The following is a 15,443-nucleotide window of genomic DNA, read 5'->3' on the forward strand; positions in this document are numbered from 1 at the left end:
ATGTTCGACCTCGACATCCGTTCGCTCGCCGCCGAACTCCTGAACATCTCACGCGAGCGTGGCATCACCGTCGCGACGGTCGAGTCCTGCACGGGCGGCCTCGTCGTAGGTGCTCTGACCGCGATCTCGGGCTCATCCAGCATGGTGCTTGGCGGCCTCGTCACCTACTCCAACGAGGCCAAGACGGTTCTGGCCGGTGTCCCCGCCGAGCTGATCCGCGAGCATGGCGCGGTGAGCGAACCGGTCTCGCGCGCGATGGCGGAGGGCGGCCGGGAACGGCTGTCGTCGCGGCTCGCCATCGCGATCACCGGTATCGCAGGGCCGGATGGCGGCAGCGAGGCCAAGCCGGTCGGATTGGTGCATTTCGCCTGCGCCACTGGCGCGACGACGCTGCATCGCGAGAAGCGCTTCGGGGCACAGGGGCGCGACGAGATCCGTCGGCTCAGCGTCCTGGAAGCGCTCGATCTGCTGCGTGAGGCAGCATTGGCCCAAGGCTAGAAGCCATCACCTTGCCAGTTTGCGCCAGATGGCGCCGACGATATCGGCATAGTCGTCACTCCATGGCCGGACAGCGCTCACGCCTCGCTGCGCGCGCCATCCGGCCGTGACGAGCGTGCCTGGATCGACGCCAGGACGGGCCACCATCGCGATATCGGGTGGTGTCCTCATCCCCTTCATGCGTTCGGCCGTCCGGATCGGTGTGTTGAGCCAGGTCGACAGGCCCAATCCGCCGGCGGTCGCGGTAACGACCGATCCCAGCTCCATGTTGCGATTGGAGATATTGAACAGCAGGGCGCCGTTGGGCGTCAGCTTGCGCGTATAGAGCGCCAGGGCCTCGCTCGTCAGCAAATGCACGGGAATGGCATCTGATGAGAAGGCGTCGAGGATGATCAGGTCGAGAGAGCCGTCGCGGGCATCCGCCAAGGTGAGCCGGGCATCACCGACAACGAAGCGTGTATCCGGCGCGCAGGAGCTGAAGAAATTGAAGCGCTCCGGATCCGTGGCGATGCGGAGCACAGCCGGATCGATCTCGTAGAAGATCCAGTCTTCTCCTGACTGCTTCCAGCAGGCGAGCGTGCCGGCTCCCGTGCCGATGACAGCAACTGCTCCCAGCCGGCCAGCATGCGCTTGGCGCAGGGACTCGATGCCGTCAGCCATACCGTCGCCCCGATGATAGTAGGTCTGCGGCTCGGGCCGTCCTGATGCCGGCGTACCATCGTCATGACGCAACCTTTGCGCGCCATGGATCGTACTGCCGTGCCCAAGCAGGCGAAAGCGACCATCCTTGGTCTCGATGATCCGGTGGATCCCGAAGAATGAACGCACGGAATCGGTTCGCGCTGCCTCGCGGACGACGATGCTGCCAGCGCCAACGAACGCCACCGACGCAAGCACGATCGTTCCCGCACGCGGCAATCTGATGCCGCTGATGCTGGGGCGACAGAGCACGCCGGCGACGATCAGCAACGGGTATTCGACCACCGAGTTGAACAGCAGTGGCGCAAGCAGCGCCGAGAACATGCCGCCCAGCACGCCGCCAAGCGACATCCAGAGATAGAACGCCGTCAGACCTGCCGCAGAAGGCCGCAACTGCGCCAGTTCGCCGTGCGCTACCATGGCAGTCACGAACAGGATCCCGAGATGAAGCAGCAGTTGGAGCTCCCAGCTCAGATGCAGGTCGAATGCGATCGTGATCGCATAGAGCAGAAGCAAGGGAAGTTGCAGATTGAGCATCCAGCCATGCCGCAGCAATGGCTTGCGCTGGAAGACGATGACGAAGGTTAGCAGGAAAAGCGAGAGCGGCGCGACCCAGAGTAACGGCACGGCGGCGACATCGGTCGAGATGTGCGCGGTCACCGCGACCAACAATCCCGACGGCACGAAGGCGAGGAGGAGCCAGTGCAGCTTGCGCGAAGCGGCGACCGGCTCGGCTGTCAGCGGTTGGGGAGCCGTGGCCGCGTCGCTGCGCCCCACCCCCAGCCCTGCACAACCGGCGATTCCGGCGAGGAGCAGCGCAAAGCCCGCGGCCCAGACAGTGGTCTGGGTCGGGAGCCTTAGGAAAGGCTCGACGGCCAAGGGATAGGCCAGCAGCGCCAGGAAGCTGCCGATATTGGAGGCAGCATAGAGGAAATAAGGGTCGCGGGCGTACTCATGACCGGTCCGTGCGAACCAGGCCTGAAGCAGGGGGCCATTGGCCGCAACCGCGAAGAAAGGCAGTCCGACAGAGGCTGCGAACAGAGCGAGCAGCCAGGCGATTTCGCCCTGCTGTGGCGGCCGCTCGAAACCTGCGGCGATGCTGATCGGCAAGGACGTCAGAAGGACGACCACCATCAGCGCGATATGGATCAAGGCCGCGCGCCGTACGCTGAAACGGCTCACAAGCCAATGAGCATAGGCGTATCCCGCCAGCAGCAGAGCCTGGAAGAACACCATTGCCGTCGACCAGACAGCTGGTGAACCACCCAGCTTCGGCAGCACCATCTTGGCGAACATCGGCTGGATGCCGAAGAGCAGGAAGGCGGAGAGAAAGATCGTGCCGGCGTAAACGGGCAGCACTGCGCTCACTCGGCGCACCTCTGTACCGGCACGCGCCTGCGATATTGGAGCTTCCACATCTTCCCCCTAGCCGGAACAGGGAAAGCGTGAGGCAGACAACTTAAAACTAGGTGAGCGTGGCCGGGCTGTTTCGCCCATAGATTGCATCGGCGCGCTTCTCGAAGGCCTCGGCGAACTTGTGGAAGGCCTTATCGAACATCGCGCCCATCAGCAGGCCGAGCATTCGGCTGGCGAACTCGTAGGAGATGAAGAAACCGATTTCGCAGCCCTTATCGTGCGGCTTGAAGTTCCAGCGGTTCTCCAGGTAGCGGAACGGCCCGTCGACATATTCGACCAGGATCTTCAAATTCGTCGGGTCCAGCGTGACGCGGCTGGTGAAGGTCTCGCGGATCGCCTTGTAGCCGACGGTCATGTCAGCCAGTACCACCTCGCCGCCACCCTCGCGCGGCGTGCGCCGACGCACCGTCAGCCCTTCGCAAAGCGGCAGGAACTGCGGGTATTTTTCGACATCCGCCACCAGCGCGTACATCTGTGCGGGCGAGTGCTTCACCCGGCGGGTGCTATTGAACATCGGCATGATGCGGTGCCGGTCAGTCGCCGAGCTTGGCTGCGCGCGCCGCTTTCAGCCGGGCGAAATCCTCGCCGGCATGGTGCGAGGAGCGCGTCAGCGGCGTCGACGACACCATCAGGAAGCGCTTCACATAAGCGATGGTCTCGAAGCTCTTGAATTCGTCCGGCGTGACGAAACGCACGACCGGATGATGCTTGCGCGAGGGCGCCAGGTACTGGCCGATGGTGATGAAATCGACATCGGCCGAACGCAGGTCGTCCATCAACTGCAGGACTTCGTTCCGCTCCTCGCCCAGGCCGACCATGATGCCGGACTTGGTGAAGATGGTCGGGTCGAGCTCCTTCACCTGCTGCAGCAGCCGGAGCGAGTGGAAGTAGCGGGCTCCGGGCCGCACGGTCAGGTACTTGCCGGGCACTGTCTCGAGATTGTGATTGAAGACGTCGGGCTTGGCCGCGACGACGATTTCGAGCGCGCCGGGTTTGCGCAGGAAGTCGGGCGTCAGGATCTCGATGGTCGTGCCAGGCGAAGCCTTGCGGATAGCGCGGATGACCTGCGCGAAATGCTCGGCGCCGCCATCCTTGAGGTCGTCACGATCGACCGAGGTGATGACGACATGCTCGAGGCCGAGCTTGGCGACGGCGTCGGCGACCTTGCGCGGCTCCTGGGCGTCGAGCGCCTCAGGCACGCCGGTCTTGACGTTGCAGAAGGCACAGGCGCGCGTGCAGGTGTCGCCCATGATCATGAAGGTGGCGTGCTTCTTCTCCCAGCACTCACCGATATTGGGGCAGCCAGCCTCCTCGCAGACGGTGACGAGCTTCTCCGCCTTCACGATCTTCTGGGTCTCGGCCCATTTCGGCGAGCCGGGGGCCTTGACCCGGATCCAGTCCGGCTTGCGCAGGATCGGATTCTCCGGCCGCTTCTGCTTTTCCGGATGGCGCAACTCCGGCTTCACCTCGGATTTCGGGTTGCCGGCATTGGGGCGCGGATCGCGGTTGAGAAGATCGAGCACGACGGCCATGGATGGGTCCGTTACTGGCGCTGCGCATCACGGCGCAGCCACTCCCGTCTAGCTAATGCCGAAGTGCTGCGCGGGCAACCCACGCGCCATGGGACTCAGTTGCGCACTGCGCGCCAGACCACGATCAGCAGGCAGGCGCCGGCGATCGCTGCGATCAAGGTCCGCCAGAAGCCGAAGATCGAGATATCCATGAGCTCGGCGATCCGGCTGCCGATGAAGGAGCCGGCGACGCCGACGATCATGTTGGTGAAGAGCCCGTGATCGGACGAGGTGACGCGCTCGGCGATCCAGCCGGCGATCATGCCGATCAGCAGTGTCATGAAGAAGCCGTAGCCCGGCGTGCCGAGCGCGGCATAAATCTGGTCGTTCATGGTAGTCCCCCTGCCCTCAAAGACCGGCCGTCCCGCCGCGAACGACAACGCAGCGAGCGTCGCCTGGTTCCAGCTTCAAGCGATGAAACGGGCGAGCAGCACGACCATGATCGCGCCGATCACCGCCATCGCCATGGCGTCGAGAAAACGATAGCCCGTGCCGACCCGCCAGCCGGTCACGCGCACGATGCCTTGCCCTATCAGCATGCCGAGCACACCGACCACGGCATGGCGGAGGAATCCACCGCCACCGACGACGAGGCTGGCGATGAAGCCCGCGCCCGTACCGAACGCCACCGGAGGCAGAAGCCGGCGCCAATCGAGCGCCAGGCCTCTGCCGGGCAGCAGAATCTCGACCTTCTCGTCGGGGACGATCCGGTCGGGCTTGGCGGATTTGCGGGCGCGCGTCATCGGCCGGATATGGCCTCAGCCGCGCGCGAATGCCAGCGCCAGGAGATCAGGCGATCAACCGGGCCAGGAACACCACGACGATCGCGCCGATCGTCGCGGTGACGATCTGCGAGACCAGCGGGTTGCCGATGCCGAGGCTGACGCCGAGCGCCTGCAGCAGGAAGCTGCCGACGAAGGCACCGATCAGGCCGGTGATGATGTAGCGGATCAGCCCGCCACCACCGACGACGATGCTGGCGAGCCAGCCGGCGACCGCGCCGATGGCGATGGCAATGAGAATTGCACGCAGATCCATGGCAGTGCTCCTAGTGGCCTTGGCGTGACTGGGCTCGTCTATCCTATCCTTGTGACCGTTGGCGTCTCGACCCAAACGGTCTCGATACCCAGCCATTTTTCAATGGCCGGCCTCCCGCCACCCGCATCGTAGCCGCGAAATGGGTACAGCACAGTGACAAACCATAGTGCCAGCCCAGCGAAAAGCATGGGCTGAGCCGTCTGCGCGGGATCGAGCCCGAGCGCATAGAATGCGATTGGCCCTGGGGCGAGGATCACTATGCCGAGCACAAACAACGACATGCCCCGCACGATCGCCTGCCGCCAATCGATGCGGGTGCCATCGACGCGCCGTGTCGTATAGCCGATCGCGAGTTTGCCTGGCGACCCGCCCGCGAACCGGTGAAAAAGTACGCTGACAATGAAAAGAGCCAACGTCATCCACAGCATCGTTTCGAGATACTTGAGGTGATGCGCCTCGGTGTATGGTCGCTTATGAATACTAAAGGGCGGCTTTACGTTAGCGAAGGCCATCACGACATTCCAGACAACGAGAAAGACTATGCCGTCTATGGTTCCGTAGACGGCCCGCTCTCCCATTGAGGCGTGGTGTTTGATCAAGCGTTCAGCACCTTGCCATAGGCGTCGAGCACGGCCTCCTTCATCGTCTCCGACAGGGTCGGATGCGGGAAGATGGTGTGCATCAGCTCTTCCTCGGTGGTCTCGAGGTTCATCGCGACCACGAAGCCCTGGATCAGCTCGGTGACTTCGGCGCCGACCATATGGGCGCCGAGCAGCTTGCCGGTCTTGGCGTCGAACACGGTCTTGACCATGCCGCTATCCTCGCCGAGCGCCACCGCTTTGCCGTTGGCGACGAAGTTGAAGCGGCCGACCTTGAGCTCATGGCCGGCTTCCTTGGCCTTGGCCTCGGTCAGGCCGACGCTGGCGATCTGCGGATGGCAATAGGTGCAGCCCGGGATCATAGCCTTGTCCATCGGGTGCGGGTGCAGGCCCTTGATCGCCTCGACGCAGATCACCGCCTCGTGCTCGGCCTTGTGGGCTAGCATCGGCGGCCCGGCGACGTCGCCGATGGCGTAGACGCCCTTCACATTGGTGCGGCAGAGCCCGTCGATCGCGATCACGCCGCGGTCCAGCTTCACGCCGAGCGCCTCGAGGCCGAGATTCTCGACATTGGCGACGACGCCGACCGCCGAGATCATCCGCTCGGCTTGAATCGTCTGCTTGTTGCCCTTGTCGTCCTCGACATGCGCCGTGACGGAATTGGCCGACTTCTCGACCTTGGTGACCTTGGTCGAGGTCAGGATTTTCATGCCCTGCTTCTCGAAGGCTTTTCGCGCAAAGGCGCCGATCTCGGCATCTTCCACGGGCACGACCTGCGGCAACACCTCGACCACCGTCACCTCGGCGCCGAGCGTGCGGTAGAACGAGGCGAACTCGATGCCGATCGCGCCCGAGCCCATCACCACCAGCGATTTCGGCATGGTCGGCGGCACCAGCGCCTCGAAATAGGTCCAGATCAGCTTGCCGTCAGGCTCCAGCCCCGGCAGAGCGCGCGGGCGCGCACCGGTCGCGATGATAATATGGTCGGCGGTATAGGTGCCCTCGCCCTTGGCGCCCTTCGGCACCGGCCCCTGCGGCTGCATCGCCGGCTTCTTGGTCGGGGCAACGACGATGGTATTGGCCTTGGTGAGCTTGGCCTCGCCCCAGATCACGTCGACCTTGTTCTTCTTCATCAGGAACTGGACGCCGTTGTTCATCCTGACCGCGATGCCGCGCGAGCGCTTCACCACCGCGTCGAGATCGGCCTTGAACGTGCCTTCCAGCGTCAGCCCGTAGTCCTTGGCGTGCTGGCCGTAGTGCAGGATCTCGGCCGAGCGCAGCAGCGCCTTGGTCGGGATGCAGCCCCAGTTCGAGCAGATGCCGGCGAGATGCTCGCGCTCGACGATCGCGGTCTTGAAGCCGAGCTGGGCAGCCCGGATCGCCGCGACATAGCCGCCGGGGCCGGAGCCGATGATGATGATATCGTAGTCAGCCATGGGGAGTGCCTCAGCGCACCCCTCCCCCTTGCGGGGAGGGGTTGGGGGTGGGGGGCGACGGACAGAGTTCGAGACTACCGGAAAGAGCAGCAAAGATGGTGTCGATAACCATCTCGCTCTCCGTCATCACCTGTCGATTGGTGAAGCGCAGAACACGGAAGCCCTGCGCTTCGAGCCATCGTGTTCTTTCTGCGTCGTATACGACTGCAGCGCGCTGGCCATGCTGGTCACCATCGACTTCGACGATAAGACGAGCCCCGAGGCAGGCGAAGTCGACGATATAAGACCCGATCGCCATCTGGCGCCGAAAATGCGTGTCTGTCTGTGGCAACCGCTTGCGCAGCAATGTCCATAGACGACCCTCTGCTTCGGTCGTAGCCCGGCGCAGTTTTTTGCTGTTTCGACGGGCGTTCAGTGTGGCTACGGCCGGCTTGTCTCGCTCAAAGCGCATTGCCCCACATCTCCGCAGGGAGACCGGCATTCCGCCCCCCACCCCTGCCCCTCCCCACAAGGGGGAGGGGTTAGCCCTCGCGGGATTGGTCTGGGGCGTATTCATCCGACGCGCCCAGTGATCCGCAGCGCCGGCCCGCGCGCCGGCAGCGGCAGGCCGAGCAGGCCGTCGACGACAGGGGCCAGTGCCAGCCCGATGGCGCGGGTGTTCTCGGCGTCGAGATGGATGCCGTCCTCGCCGGTCACGGTCGCGACCGCAGCGGCGTCGAAGAAGCTCACACCAATCTCGTCGGCGATGCGACGGTAATAGGTCGCCAGCAGCGCCGTCTTCTCCGGCGCACCCTCCATGAAGAAGCTCGCCTCATGCTCGGGATCGTCGGGCATCCGCACCAGCGGCGGCGAGACGATCAGCACCTCCGGCACCGGCATGCCCGGCTCGACCGGCGGGCGCTGCGCCACCTGCGCCAGCATGCGCATCGAGCGGGCAACGTCGTAAGGGGCGAGCGAGTGCTGGCGCTGGCAGTCATTGGTGCCGAGCATCAGGATGACGAGATCGAGCGGCGCATGGCACTCGATGAACAGCGGCAACAGCGAGATGCCGGAGCGATAGGGGCGCAGCGGGTCCTCGAGCGCGATCCGCCGCCCGTTGAGCCCCTCCTCGATCACCGTGGCGTAGCCGCCGAGCGCCTTCTCCAGCACGCGCGGCCAGCGCACATCGTCGCTGTGCCGTTCCGGGCGATTGGCGATCCGCCCCCAGGTCAGGGAATCGCCGAAAGCGAGGATGCGGGCCTGGCGGGTCATCGCCGCCTAGACCAGCATCGCCATCGGCTTCTCGATATAGCCCTTGAAGGCCTGGAGCAGCTCGGCGCCGAGCGCGCCGTCGACGGCGCGGTGGTCGGTCGAGAGCGTCACCGACATCACCGTAGCCACGGCCGGCTGGCCGCCCTTGACGATGACGCGCTGCTCGCCGGCACCGACCGCCAGGATCGTCGCATGCGGCGGGTTGATCACCGCTGCGAAGTCTTTGACGCCGAACATACCGAGATTCGAGACGGCCGTGGTGCCGCCCTGATACTCCTCGGGCTTGAGCTTGCGCGCCTTAGCGCGCCCGGCCATGTCCTTCATCTCATTGGAGATTTGGCTCAGCGTCTTGTGGCAGGCGTCGCGGATGATCGGCGTGATCAGCCCGCCCGGGATCGAGACGGCGACGCCGACATCGGCGTGCTTGTGCTTGAGCATGGCGCCTTCGGTCCAGCTGACATTGGCGTCGGGCACCGCGCGCAGCGCCAAGGCCAGCGCCTTGATCACCATGTCGTTGACCGAGAGCTTGTAGGCCGGCTTGCCGTCCTTTTCGGGCGCCGCGGCGTTGAGTTCGGCCCGCAACTTCAGCAGCGCGTCGAGCTCGCAGTCGAGCGTGACGTAGAAGTGCGGGACAGTCTGCTTCGCCTCGGTCAGGCGGCGCGCGATCGTCTTGCGCATGCCGTCATGCGGAATCTCCTCATAGGAGCCCGGGGCGAACAGCTTCTTGGTCTGCTCGTCCGAGGGACCGGTGGCGAGCGGCGCAGCAGCTGGTTTGGGCGCTGCAGGCGCTCCAGCCGCCGGAGCCGGCGCGGCCTTGGCAGCCCCGCTTTGCTTGGCGGCCTCGATGTCCTTCTCGACGATGCGGCCATGTGGGCCGGAACCCTGGACTTTGCCGAGATCGATGCCGGCGTCCTTGGCGAGGCGGCGTGCCAGCGGCGAGGCGAACGGGCGATCGCCCGAGACGGTCTTGCCACCGGTGTTGAAGCCGGCTTCCGCCGTGACCTGCGGCGTCGATTCAGGCTTGGCCTCCGCCTTCGGCGCAGGCGCTTCCGGCTTGGCGGCCTCGGCTTTGGGCGCCTCGGCTTTTGGAGCTGCGACTTGCGGAGCATCGGCTTTTGCCGGCGCGGAGACGCTCTTGGCGTCCTCGCCCTCGCCGGCGATGACGGCGATCACCTCGTTGACCGCGACGTCGGCGGTGCCCTCCGGCACGACGATCTTGGCGAGGATGCCCTCATCGACCGCCTCGACCTCCATGGTCGCCTTGTCTGTCTCGATCTCGGCGATGATGTCGCCGGACTTGATCGTGTCGCCTTCCTTCTTCAGCCACTTGGCGAGATTGCCCTTCTCCATCGTCGGAGAAAGCGCGGGCATCAGGATGTTGGTCGGCATCGGTCAGCCCTCTTTCAGCGGTAGCAAACGGACTTGGCCGCCGCGACGACCTCGCCGATGTTAGGCAGTGCCAGCTTCTCGAGATTGGCCGCATAAGGCATCGGCACATCCTTGCCGGTGACGCGCGCGACGGGCGCGTCGAGATAATCGAACGCCGCCTCCATGATCTTCATGCCGATCTCGGCGGTGATGCCCGACTGAGGGAAGCCCTCCTCGACCGCGACGCAGCGATTAGTCTTCTGCACCGAGGCGATCACGGTCTCGATATCCATCGGCCGGATGGTACGCAGGTCGATGACCTCGGCCTCGATGCCTTCCTTGGCCAGCACCTCGGCGGCGCCGAGCGCGTAGGTCATGCCGATGCCGAAGGAGACGATGGTGACGTCGCTGCCGGGGCGGACGACCTTGGCCTTGCCGATGGGAATCGTGAAATCATCGCCCTTGGGCACGTCGAAGGAGCGGCCGTAGAGAATCTCGTTCTCGAGGAAGATGATCGGGTTCGGGTCGCGGATCGCGCTCTTCAGCAGGCCCTTCGCATCGGAAGCGCTGTAGGGCATCACCACCTTGAGGCCGGGCACGTTCGAGTACCAGGCGGCGTAGTCGTGGCTATGCTGGGCACCGACGCGGGCGGCGGCGCCGTTAGGGCCGCGGAAGACGATCGGGCAGCCCATCTGGCCGCCGGACATGTAGAGCGTCTTGGCAGCCGAGTTGATGATCTGGTCGATCGCCTGCATGGCGAAGTTGAAGGTCATGAACTCGACGATTGGCCTGAGGCCGGTCAGAGCCGCGCCGACGCCGATGCCGGCGAAGCCATGCTCAGTGATCGGCGTGTCGATCACGCGGCGTGCGCCGAACTCCTGCAGCAGCCCTTGCGTGACCTTGTAGGCGCCCTGGTACTCGGCGACCTCCTCGCCCATGACGAAGACGTCGGCGTCGCGCCGCATCTCCTCGGCCATGGCGTCGCGCAGCGCCTCGCGCACCGTCATCGAGACGACCTCGGCACCGGCCGGGAATTCGGAGGAGGCGTCATAGGTTTTCGCCTGCGCCGGGACGCTCGGTGCCGCGGCAGGCGCAGGGCTGGCGGGGGCCTCGGCGGCCTTTTCCGGCTCAGCAGCCTTGGGCGCCGGCGCTTCAGCCTTGGCTGCGCCACTTGCAGCTGCGGAAACGTCCTCGCCATCGGCCGCGATCACGGCGATCGGGGTGTTCACCGCGACGTTCTCGGTGCCGTCGGCGATCAGTATCTTGGCGAGGACGCCCTCATCGACCGCCTCGACCTCCATGGTCGCCTTGTCGGTCTCGATCTCGGCGATGATGTCGCCGGCCTTGATCTTGTCGCCCTCGGCTTTGAGCCATTTGGCGAGCTTGCCCTGTTCCATGGTGGGGGACAGGGCGGGCATGAGAATGTCGATCGGCATGAACGCACCCGGAGTTCTGGAGCGGCCGCGAGGGCCTCGATGTCGGGGAGGAAGCGAGGCGCGGCTTTACGCCTGCGCCGGCTCCAGCAGGATGTCGGTGTAGAGCTCGGAGACGTCCGGCTCGGGATCATGCGTCGCGAATTCGGCTGCGTCGTTGACGATCTCGCGGACCTTGGCGTCGATCGCCTTGAACTCGTCCTCGCCGAGCTTGTGCTCGCGCGTCAGGCGGCCGCGCACCTGCTCGATCGGGTCGTGCTCCTCGCGCATGCGCTGGACCTCGTCCTTGGAGCGGTACTTCGCGGGGTCCGACATCGAATGGCCGCGATAGCGATAGGTCTGCATTTCGAGGATGTACGGGCCCTTGCCGGTACGAGCGTGCTCTATGGCACGGCTCGCGGCCTCGCGCACGGCGCGGACATCCATGCCGTCGACCTGCTCGCCGGGAATGCCGAAGGAGACGCCGCGCCTGGAGAAGTCGGTCTGGGCCGAGGCCCGGTTCACCGAGGTGCCCATGGCGTAGCGGTTGTTCTCGATCACGAACACGACCGGCAGCTTCCAGAGCTGGGCCATGTTGAAGCTCTCATAGACCTGGCCCTGATTGGCGGCGCCGTCGCCGAAATAGGCCATCGATACGCGCCCGTCCTGGCGGTACCAGTTGGCGAAGCCGAGGCCGGCGCCGAGCGAGACCTGCGCGCCGACGATGCCGTGGCCGCCATAGAAGTTCTTCTCGCGGCTGAACATGTGCATCGAGCCGCCCTTGCCGCGCGAGTAGCCGCCGCGCCGACCGGTCAGCTCGGCCATCACGCCGCGCGATTCCATGCCGCAGGCGAGCATGTGGCCATGGTCGCGATAGCCTGTGATGACCTGGTCGCCATCCTTCGAGGCCATCTGCATGCCGATAACGACGGCCTCCTGGCCGATATAGAGATGGCAGAAGCCGCCGATCAGGCCCATGCCGTACATCTGGCCGGCCTTCTCCTCGAAGCGCCGGATCAGCAGCATCTCGCGATAGGCGTGGAGTTCCTCGTCCTTGGTGAAGGTCGGAACGTTGGGAATGGCCTTGGCGGGTCCCTTCGCAGCACTCTTCGCCGTCGCCCTGGCGGGTGCCTTTCCGGCGGCTTTCGCAGGCGCGCCTGCTTTCGTCTTCCGTGCGGCAATGGCCATGAACGGCTCCTCCAAGCTCTACTGCTTTGGTTGTAGAGGAAGCCCCAAGCCTTGGCGAGACGGGCATCTCGCACTGCAACATGAACTAAGCTATTGTTTTTGCTGTTATAATATAATTTAACTGATTATCGGTTAATCGACCTTTTTGCGACCATCGGTGGTGAGAATGCCGCGTCCGAAGCGGAGCAGATCGCGCTGTTGGCCCTGCCGATTTGGGGCGGACGCCAACCGGAGCCGCTCAGCGTCCCATCACCACGACATCGTTGCGGTGCACGCGGCCGAGGATGGCGCGGGCCCTTTCCTCGAGCACATCGCGATCGACGGCTTCGTCGCGCATCAGGGTCAGACGCTTCTCCCAGTCCTGCCGTTCGCTGGTCAATGCGGCGATCTCGGTTTCCATCTCGCCGAATTTCTCGCGCAGGCCGCCCAGGGTCTCGAGCCCGCGAGCGCCATGCTGGGCATGGAACAGGAAATAGCCGACCACGGCGCTCGACACGAGGTAGAGCGCGAACGTGACGAGGATGGAGCGGAGACCGCGGCGGATGACCATGCGCCCACGGTAGAATCGCTTGGTTGATGCGCCGTTAACGAAACGCGCCATGCACGGTAAGCGCGGGGTCTACCGGGGCCGCCTGTCCCCGCCCCAGCGCGATCAGGTCGGCCTCGATCCGGCGTGCGATCGGCAATCGGTAATGCGCGGGGTCCCAGTAATTGGAATCCTCACGCGTCAGCACCGACGGATGCGCATAATCGGCGATCACGGCGTGCTGGCGCGCCGCAATCGCTGTGATCTGCGCTCTGCAGGCTTCGAATCGCTGCCAGGCAGCGCTCCCTTCACGCGGCAGCGCACCGGCATGCACCGGCGGCAGCACAATCAGGCGCCGCGTTGCGGCCGGAAAGGCAGCCAGCCCCTGATCGAGCCAGGCGAGCGCCGGAAACTGCCAGCTCGCACGCTCTGCGGCGGCGACCACCACGGGCGGCGATTGCGGCGTCAGGTCGGGAGCGTGGCCGCCGGAACCGCGATGGAGATGAAAGCGGGCGCGGGCGAGGTCATAAGTACCCTCAGGCGGCGTGAAGACCTCGTAGCCATCGCCGCGCAGGCGCTGCGGTTGAAGGCCGAGCCGGTGCGCAGCGAGGCGCAAGGCGATTTCGAGCGTGGTGAAATTGAGCTGCTTTGGCCAATCGTTCCAGGCATTGTCGTCATAGAGCCAGGGCGGGAACGGCCGCGGCGTCAGCCGGCGGGCCTCGCTGGCCGCATCGGGCTCGCACCAGTTCTGGTCGATGCCCCAGATCACGAATTTCGGCGTCGCGACCTGGCGCGCGAACAGGCCGGCGATCTGCGCCTGCTCCCAGGGCGTCGCAGCGTTCATGCCGAGATTGGCGAAGCGGGCGGAGAGCCCCGTCGACAGAATCGCCGGGTCGAGCAGGCGCAGCGTCGAGGTTCCGATGACCGCCGAATCGAAGGCGCCCGATTTGATGATCTGCGGGTACATGAAACGCTGGTTGAGATCCATCAGCGGCCGGGCCGGCTGGCCGGCCTGCACGCGTACGCCATAGGGATCGAGCGCGACGATGAAACCGAACAGCAAAGCCGTCAACGTCAGCGCGGCGAGCGCGAACGCCCTGCCCCAGCCGCGCCAGTCTTGCTGCGCGCCGGTCGAATCCGCTCCTGTCCTGCGTTCGCTCGCCATGGGCGCGGCTTCTGCCACGATGCGCCCGCCGGAACAATGTTGACCGACGCGTCCCACCTGCCTATGTCAGCGCCCCAGTGAGGGCGGGTAGCTCAGTGGTAGAGCACGTGACTTTTAATCATGTGGTCGAGGGTTCGATCCCCTCCCCGCTCACCACCTAAGGACTTGCCGACAGGCTTGGCCATTTTTGGCCGACCATTCGCAAAGCAAGCGATTCAGGACACCTCGGACCAGGCTGGCCGCCGGTAAGGTTCGGCCCGTTCGTCGAAATTCGTCCACCCCTCGCGCTCGTACTCGGACCGGCGTTGGGCAGCATCGATCGGGCCTGCGCCGTCCATGATCTTCTCGACAGCGGGGGCATGGCTGTCGCTGGTGCGGACCGAGACGACCGCACCGCCGCGACGAACGGTTTCCGCAAGGAAATGAGCGTCGTCATCGCCGATGCCGGCGCCGGTCATCGCGCCGATCAGGCTGCCGGCCGCGGCGCCGGCGGTAGCACCAACCGCAAGGGTCCCGAAGATCCAGCCTGCGGCAAGGACCGGCCCAACTCCCGGAATCGGCAAAGCAGCCAGCCCTGCCAGGAGACCAGCGCCACTTCCAACGGCGCCGCCGACCTCGGCGCCTCTTGCGGCATCGGCTGCGATCCTGTCCGGGCTGTTGCTGAGAATCGTGATGTCCTCGGATGGAAGGCCAGCCGCTTCAAGGCGGACAACGGCCGTCTCCGCATCACTGTAGTTCTCGTAAGAACGTGTGACGATCCGCGTCATGATGCCTCTCCTTCGATGGAATGCACCCTTGGAACGAACCAGTTGTCACCAATCTTGTTCCGAGGCGGCACGCGTCATCGCGCGGGAGCCTGATCGGTCCGCCGTGGTCAGCCCAGGCGGCTGACAGATCCGCCTCGCCGCAGCGGCCGGCGCCAATCCGGCCGGATCTGCCCGTCGGTGCCAAGGTCGCCATAGCCCGGCGCGATCTCCCCCGCATAGCCATCGAGCTCCCAGCAGCGCCAGCGTTGGTAGTCGGCGGCCGTGGCAGCCTCCGAACAAGCGAGCCATTGCGAGCGCGGCCAGAAGGCCGCGGCGGGTGCAATCGTCGCGATCGTGCCGATCGCGGCAAAACCGAGAATCATGAGGTTCCTGCTCATCACGTCGGCTCCGGGCCATCATGGCCGCCCATCAGCAAAGCTCGTAGGCCTTACTGAAGCGCTAAGCCGATCCGGCCACATGCCCGCATTCGTCAAACAGCAGGCGCATAGCTGCCCATATGCGAACCAAAA

18 protein-coding genes and 1 tRNA gene are annotated in these 15,443 nt (G+C 65.1%); 2 read left to right on the plus strand and 17 right to left on the minus strand.

Going from position 1 to position 15,443, the window contains the following annotated elements; translation table 11 throughout:
- Entirely contained in the window at window positions 1-498 is a 498-nt protein-coding gene (locus tag ACSQ24_RS12415) for a CinA family protein (protein WP_436094969.1), read from the plus strand.
- Window positions 499-504: 6 nt separating this feature from the next.
- Here ACSQ24_RS12415 and ACSQ24_RS12420 read toward each other — a convergent pair whose 3' ends face one another.
- The 15 genes from ACSQ24_RS12420 to ACSQ24_RS12490 all read right to left on the minus strand — a co-directional run bounded on the left by ACSQ24_RS12420 (window position 505) and on the right by ACSQ24_RS12490 (window position 14,167).
- Window positions 505-2,565 (minus strand): fused MFS/spermidine synthase, encoded by a 2,061-nt coding sequence (locus tag ACSQ24_RS12420; RefSeq protein WP_436094970.1) that lies wholly within the window; start codon window positions 2,563-2,565, stop codon window positions 505-507.
- Between the two features lie 97 nt (window positions 2,566-2,662).
- Window positions 2,663-3,133, minus strand: coding sequence for a type II toxin-antitoxin system RatA family toxin (locus tag ACSQ24_RS12425; protein ID WP_436094971.1), 471 nt, complete (start codon window positions 3,131-3,133; stop codon window positions 2,663-2,665).
- Window positions 3,134-3,146: 13 nt separating this feature from the next.
- Complete coding sequence (gene lipA, locus ACSQ24_RS12430) at window positions 3,147-4,145, minus strand: lipoyl synthase (RefSeq protein WP_436094972.1); 999 nt, start codon at window positions 4,143-4,145, stop codon at window positions 3,147-3,149.
- A 95-nt stretch (window positions 4,146-4,240) separates the two neighbouring features.
- A complete protein-coding gene (locus ACSQ24_RS12435; RefSeq protein ID WP_436094973.1) occupies window positions 4,241-4,516 on the minus strand; it encodes a GlsB/YeaQ/YmgE family stress response membrane protein in 276 nt (91 codons plus the stop codon).
- A gap of 75 nt (window positions 4,517-4,591) precedes the next feature.
- Complete coding sequence (locus ACSQ24_RS12440; protein ID WP_436094974.1) at window positions 4,592-4,927, minus strand: GlsB/YeaQ/YmgE family stress response membrane protein; 336 nt, start codon at window positions 4,925-4,927, stop codon at window positions 4,592-4,594.
- Window positions 4,928-4,973: 46 nt separating this feature from the next.
- On the minus strand, window positions 4,974-5,222 hold the full coding sequence (locus ACSQ24_RS12445; RefSeq protein ID WP_436094975.1) for a GlsB/YeaQ/YmgE family stress response membrane protein: 249 nt from the start codon (window positions 5,220-5,222) through the stop codon (window positions 4,974-4,976).
- A 38-nt stretch (window positions 5,223-5,260) separates the two neighbouring features.
- Window positions 5,261-5,821, minus strand: a complete 561-nt coding sequence (locus ACSQ24_RS12450) for an RDD family protein (RefSeq protein WP_436094976.1) — start codon at window positions 5,819-5,821, stop codon at window positions 5,261-5,263.
- Window positions 5,818-7,257 (minus strand): dihydrolipoyl dehydrogenase, encoded by a 1,440-nt coding sequence (gene lpdA, locus ACSQ24_RS12455; RefSeq protein ID WP_436094977.1) that lies wholly within the window; start codon window positions 7,255-7,257, stop codon window positions 5,818-5,820. Before lpdA ends, ACSQ24_RS12450 begins: the two co-directional genes overlap by 4 nt.
- A 10-nt stretch (window positions 7,258-7,267) precedes the next feature.
- A complete protein-coding gene (locus ACSQ24_RS12460) occupies window positions 7,268-7,708 on the minus strand; it encodes an endonuclease domain-containing protein (RefSeq protein ID WP_436094978.1) in 441 nt (146 codons plus the stop codon).
- A gap of 101 nt (window positions 7,709-7,809) precedes the next feature.
- On the minus strand, window positions 7,810-8,508 hold the full coding sequence (locus ACSQ24_RS12465; protein ID WP_436094979.1) for an SGNH/GDSL hydrolase family protein: 699 nt from the start codon (window positions 8,506-8,508) through the stop codon (window positions 7,810-7,812).
- Window positions 8,509-8,514: 6 nt separating this feature from the next.
- The gene (locus ACSQ24_RS12470) at window positions 8,515-9,897 is read right to left on the minus strand and encodes a pyruvate dehydrogenase complex dihydrolipoamide acetyltransferase (RefSeq protein WP_436094980.1); all 1,383 of its coding nucleotides are present in this window, start codon (window positions 9,895-9,897) and stop codon (window positions 8,515-8,517) included.
- 14 nt (window positions 9,898-9,911) lie between these two features.
- On the minus strand, window positions 9,912-11,312 hold the full coding sequence (locus ACSQ24_RS12475; protein WP_436094981.1) for a pyruvate dehydrogenase complex E1 component subunit beta: 1,401 nt from the start codon (window positions 11,310-11,312) through the stop codon (window positions 9,912-9,914).
- 66 nt (window positions 11,313-11,378) lie between these two features.
- A complete protein-coding gene (gene pdhA, locus ACSQ24_RS12480) occupies window positions 11,379-12,476 on the minus strand; it encodes a pyruvate dehydrogenase (acetyl-transferring) E1 component subunit alpha (RefSeq protein WP_436094982.1) in 1,098 nt (365 codons plus the stop codon).
- Between the two features lie 238 nt (window positions 12,477-12,714).
- Entirely contained in the window at window positions 12,715-13,026 is a 312-nt protein-coding gene (locus ACSQ24_RS12485) for an FtsB family cell division protein (protein WP_436094983.1), read from the minus strand.
- A 34-nt stretch (window positions 13,027-13,060) separates the two neighbouring features.
- On the minus strand, window positions 13,061-14,167 hold the full coding sequence (locus ACSQ24_RS12490; protein WP_436094984.1) for a hypothetical protein: 1,107 nt from the start codon (window positions 14,165-14,167) through the stop codon (window positions 13,061-13,063).
- An 81-nt stretch (window positions 14,168-14,248) separates the two neighbouring features.
- Between ACSQ24_RS12490 and ACSQ24_RS12495 the strand changes: the two genes are divergently transcribed.
- Window positions 14,249-14,323: transfer RNA gene (locus tag ACSQ24_RS12495), tRNA-Lys, on the plus strand.
- Window positions 14,324-14,382: 59 nt separating this feature from the next.
- On the opposite strand, the gene ACSQ24_RS12500 is transcribed toward ACSQ24_RS12495, so the two are convergent.
- Both ACSQ24_RS12500 and ACSQ24_RS12505 read right to left on the minus strand, forming a co-directional pair.
- On the minus strand, window positions 14,383-14,934 hold the full coding sequence (locus ACSQ24_RS12500) for a general stress protein (RefSeq protein WP_436094985.1): 552 nt from the start codon (window positions 14,932-14,934) through the stop codon (window positions 14,383-14,385).
- A gap of 107 nt (window positions 14,935-15,041) precedes the next feature.
- Entirely contained in the window at window positions 15,042-15,311 is a 270-nt protein-coding gene (locus ACSQ24_RS12505) for a hypothetical protein (protein ID WP_436094986.1), read from the minus strand.
- Window positions 15,312-15,443 lie beyond the last annotated feature (132 nt).

Source organism: Allobosea sp. LjRoot237 (assembly GCF_964253285.1).
Classification (GTDB): domain Bacteria; phylum Pseudomonadota; class Alphaproteobacteria; order Rhizobiales; family Beijerinckiaceae; genus Allobosea.

Coding starts and splice junctions, on each gene's coding strand:
- ACSQ24_RS12465 (WP_436094979.1), bottom strand. CDS start 8,508: ATGACCCGCCAGGCCCGCATCCTCGCTTTCGGCGATTCCCTGACCTGG.
- ACSQ24_RS12475 (WP_436094981.1), bottom strand. CDS start 11,312: ATGCCGATCGACATTCTCATGCCCGCCCTGTCCCCCACCATGGAACAG.
- ACSQ24_RS12485 (WP_436094983.1), bottom strand. CDS start 13,026: ATGGTCATCCGCCGCGGTCTCCGCTCCATCCTCGTCACGTTCGCGCTC.
- ACSQ24_RS12445 (WP_436094975.1), bottom strand. CDS start 5,222: ATGGATCTGCGTGCAATTCTCATTGCCATCGCCATCGGCGCGGTCGCC.
- ACSQ24_RS12435 (WP_436094973.1), bottom strand. CDS start 4,516: ATGAACGACCAGATTTATGCCGCGCTCGGCACGCCGGGCTACGGCTTC.
- pdhA (WP_436094982.1), bottom strand. CDS start 12,476: ATGGCCATTGCCGCACGGAAGACGAAAGCAGGCGCGCCTGCGAAAGCC.
- lipA (WP_436094972.1), bottom strand. CDS start 4,145: ATGGCCGTCGTGCTCGATCTTCTCAACCGCGATCCGCGCCCCAATGCC.
- ACSQ24_RS12460 (WP_436094978.1), bottom strand. CDS start 7,708: ATGCGCTTTGAGCGAGACAAGCCGGCCGTAGCCACACTGAACGCCCGT.
- ACSQ24_RS12415 (WP_436094969.1), top strand. CDS start 1: ATGTTCGACCTCGACATCCGTTCGCTCGCCGCCGAACTCCTGAACATC.
- ACSQ24_RS12470 (WP_436094980.1), bottom strand. CDS start 9,897: ATGCCGACCAACATCCTGATGCCCGCGCTTTCTCCGACGATGGAGAAG.
- lpdA (WP_436094977.1), bottom strand. CDS start 7,257: ATGGCTGACTACGATATCATCATCATCGGCTCCGGCCCCGGCGGCTAT.
- ACSQ24_RS12440 (WP_436094974.1), bottom strand. CDS start 4,927: ATGACGCGCGCCCGCAAATCCGCCAAGCCCGACCGGATCGTCCCCGAC.
- ACSQ24_RS12505 (WP_436094986.1), bottom strand. CDS start 15,311: ATGAGCAGGAACCTCATGATTCTCGGTTTTGCCGCGATCGGCACGATC.
- ACSQ24_RS12490 (WP_436094984.1), bottom strand. CDS start 14,167: ATGGCGAGCGAACGCAGGACAGGAGCGGATTCGACCGGCGCGCAGCAA.
- ACSQ24_RS12425 (WP_436094971.1), bottom strand. CDS start 3,133: ATGCCGATGTTCAATAGCACCCGCCGGGTGAAGCACTCGCCCGCACAG.
- ACSQ24_RS12500 (WP_436094985.1), bottom strand. CDS start 14,934: ATGACGCGGATCGTCACACGTTCTTACGAGAACTACAGTGATGCGGAG.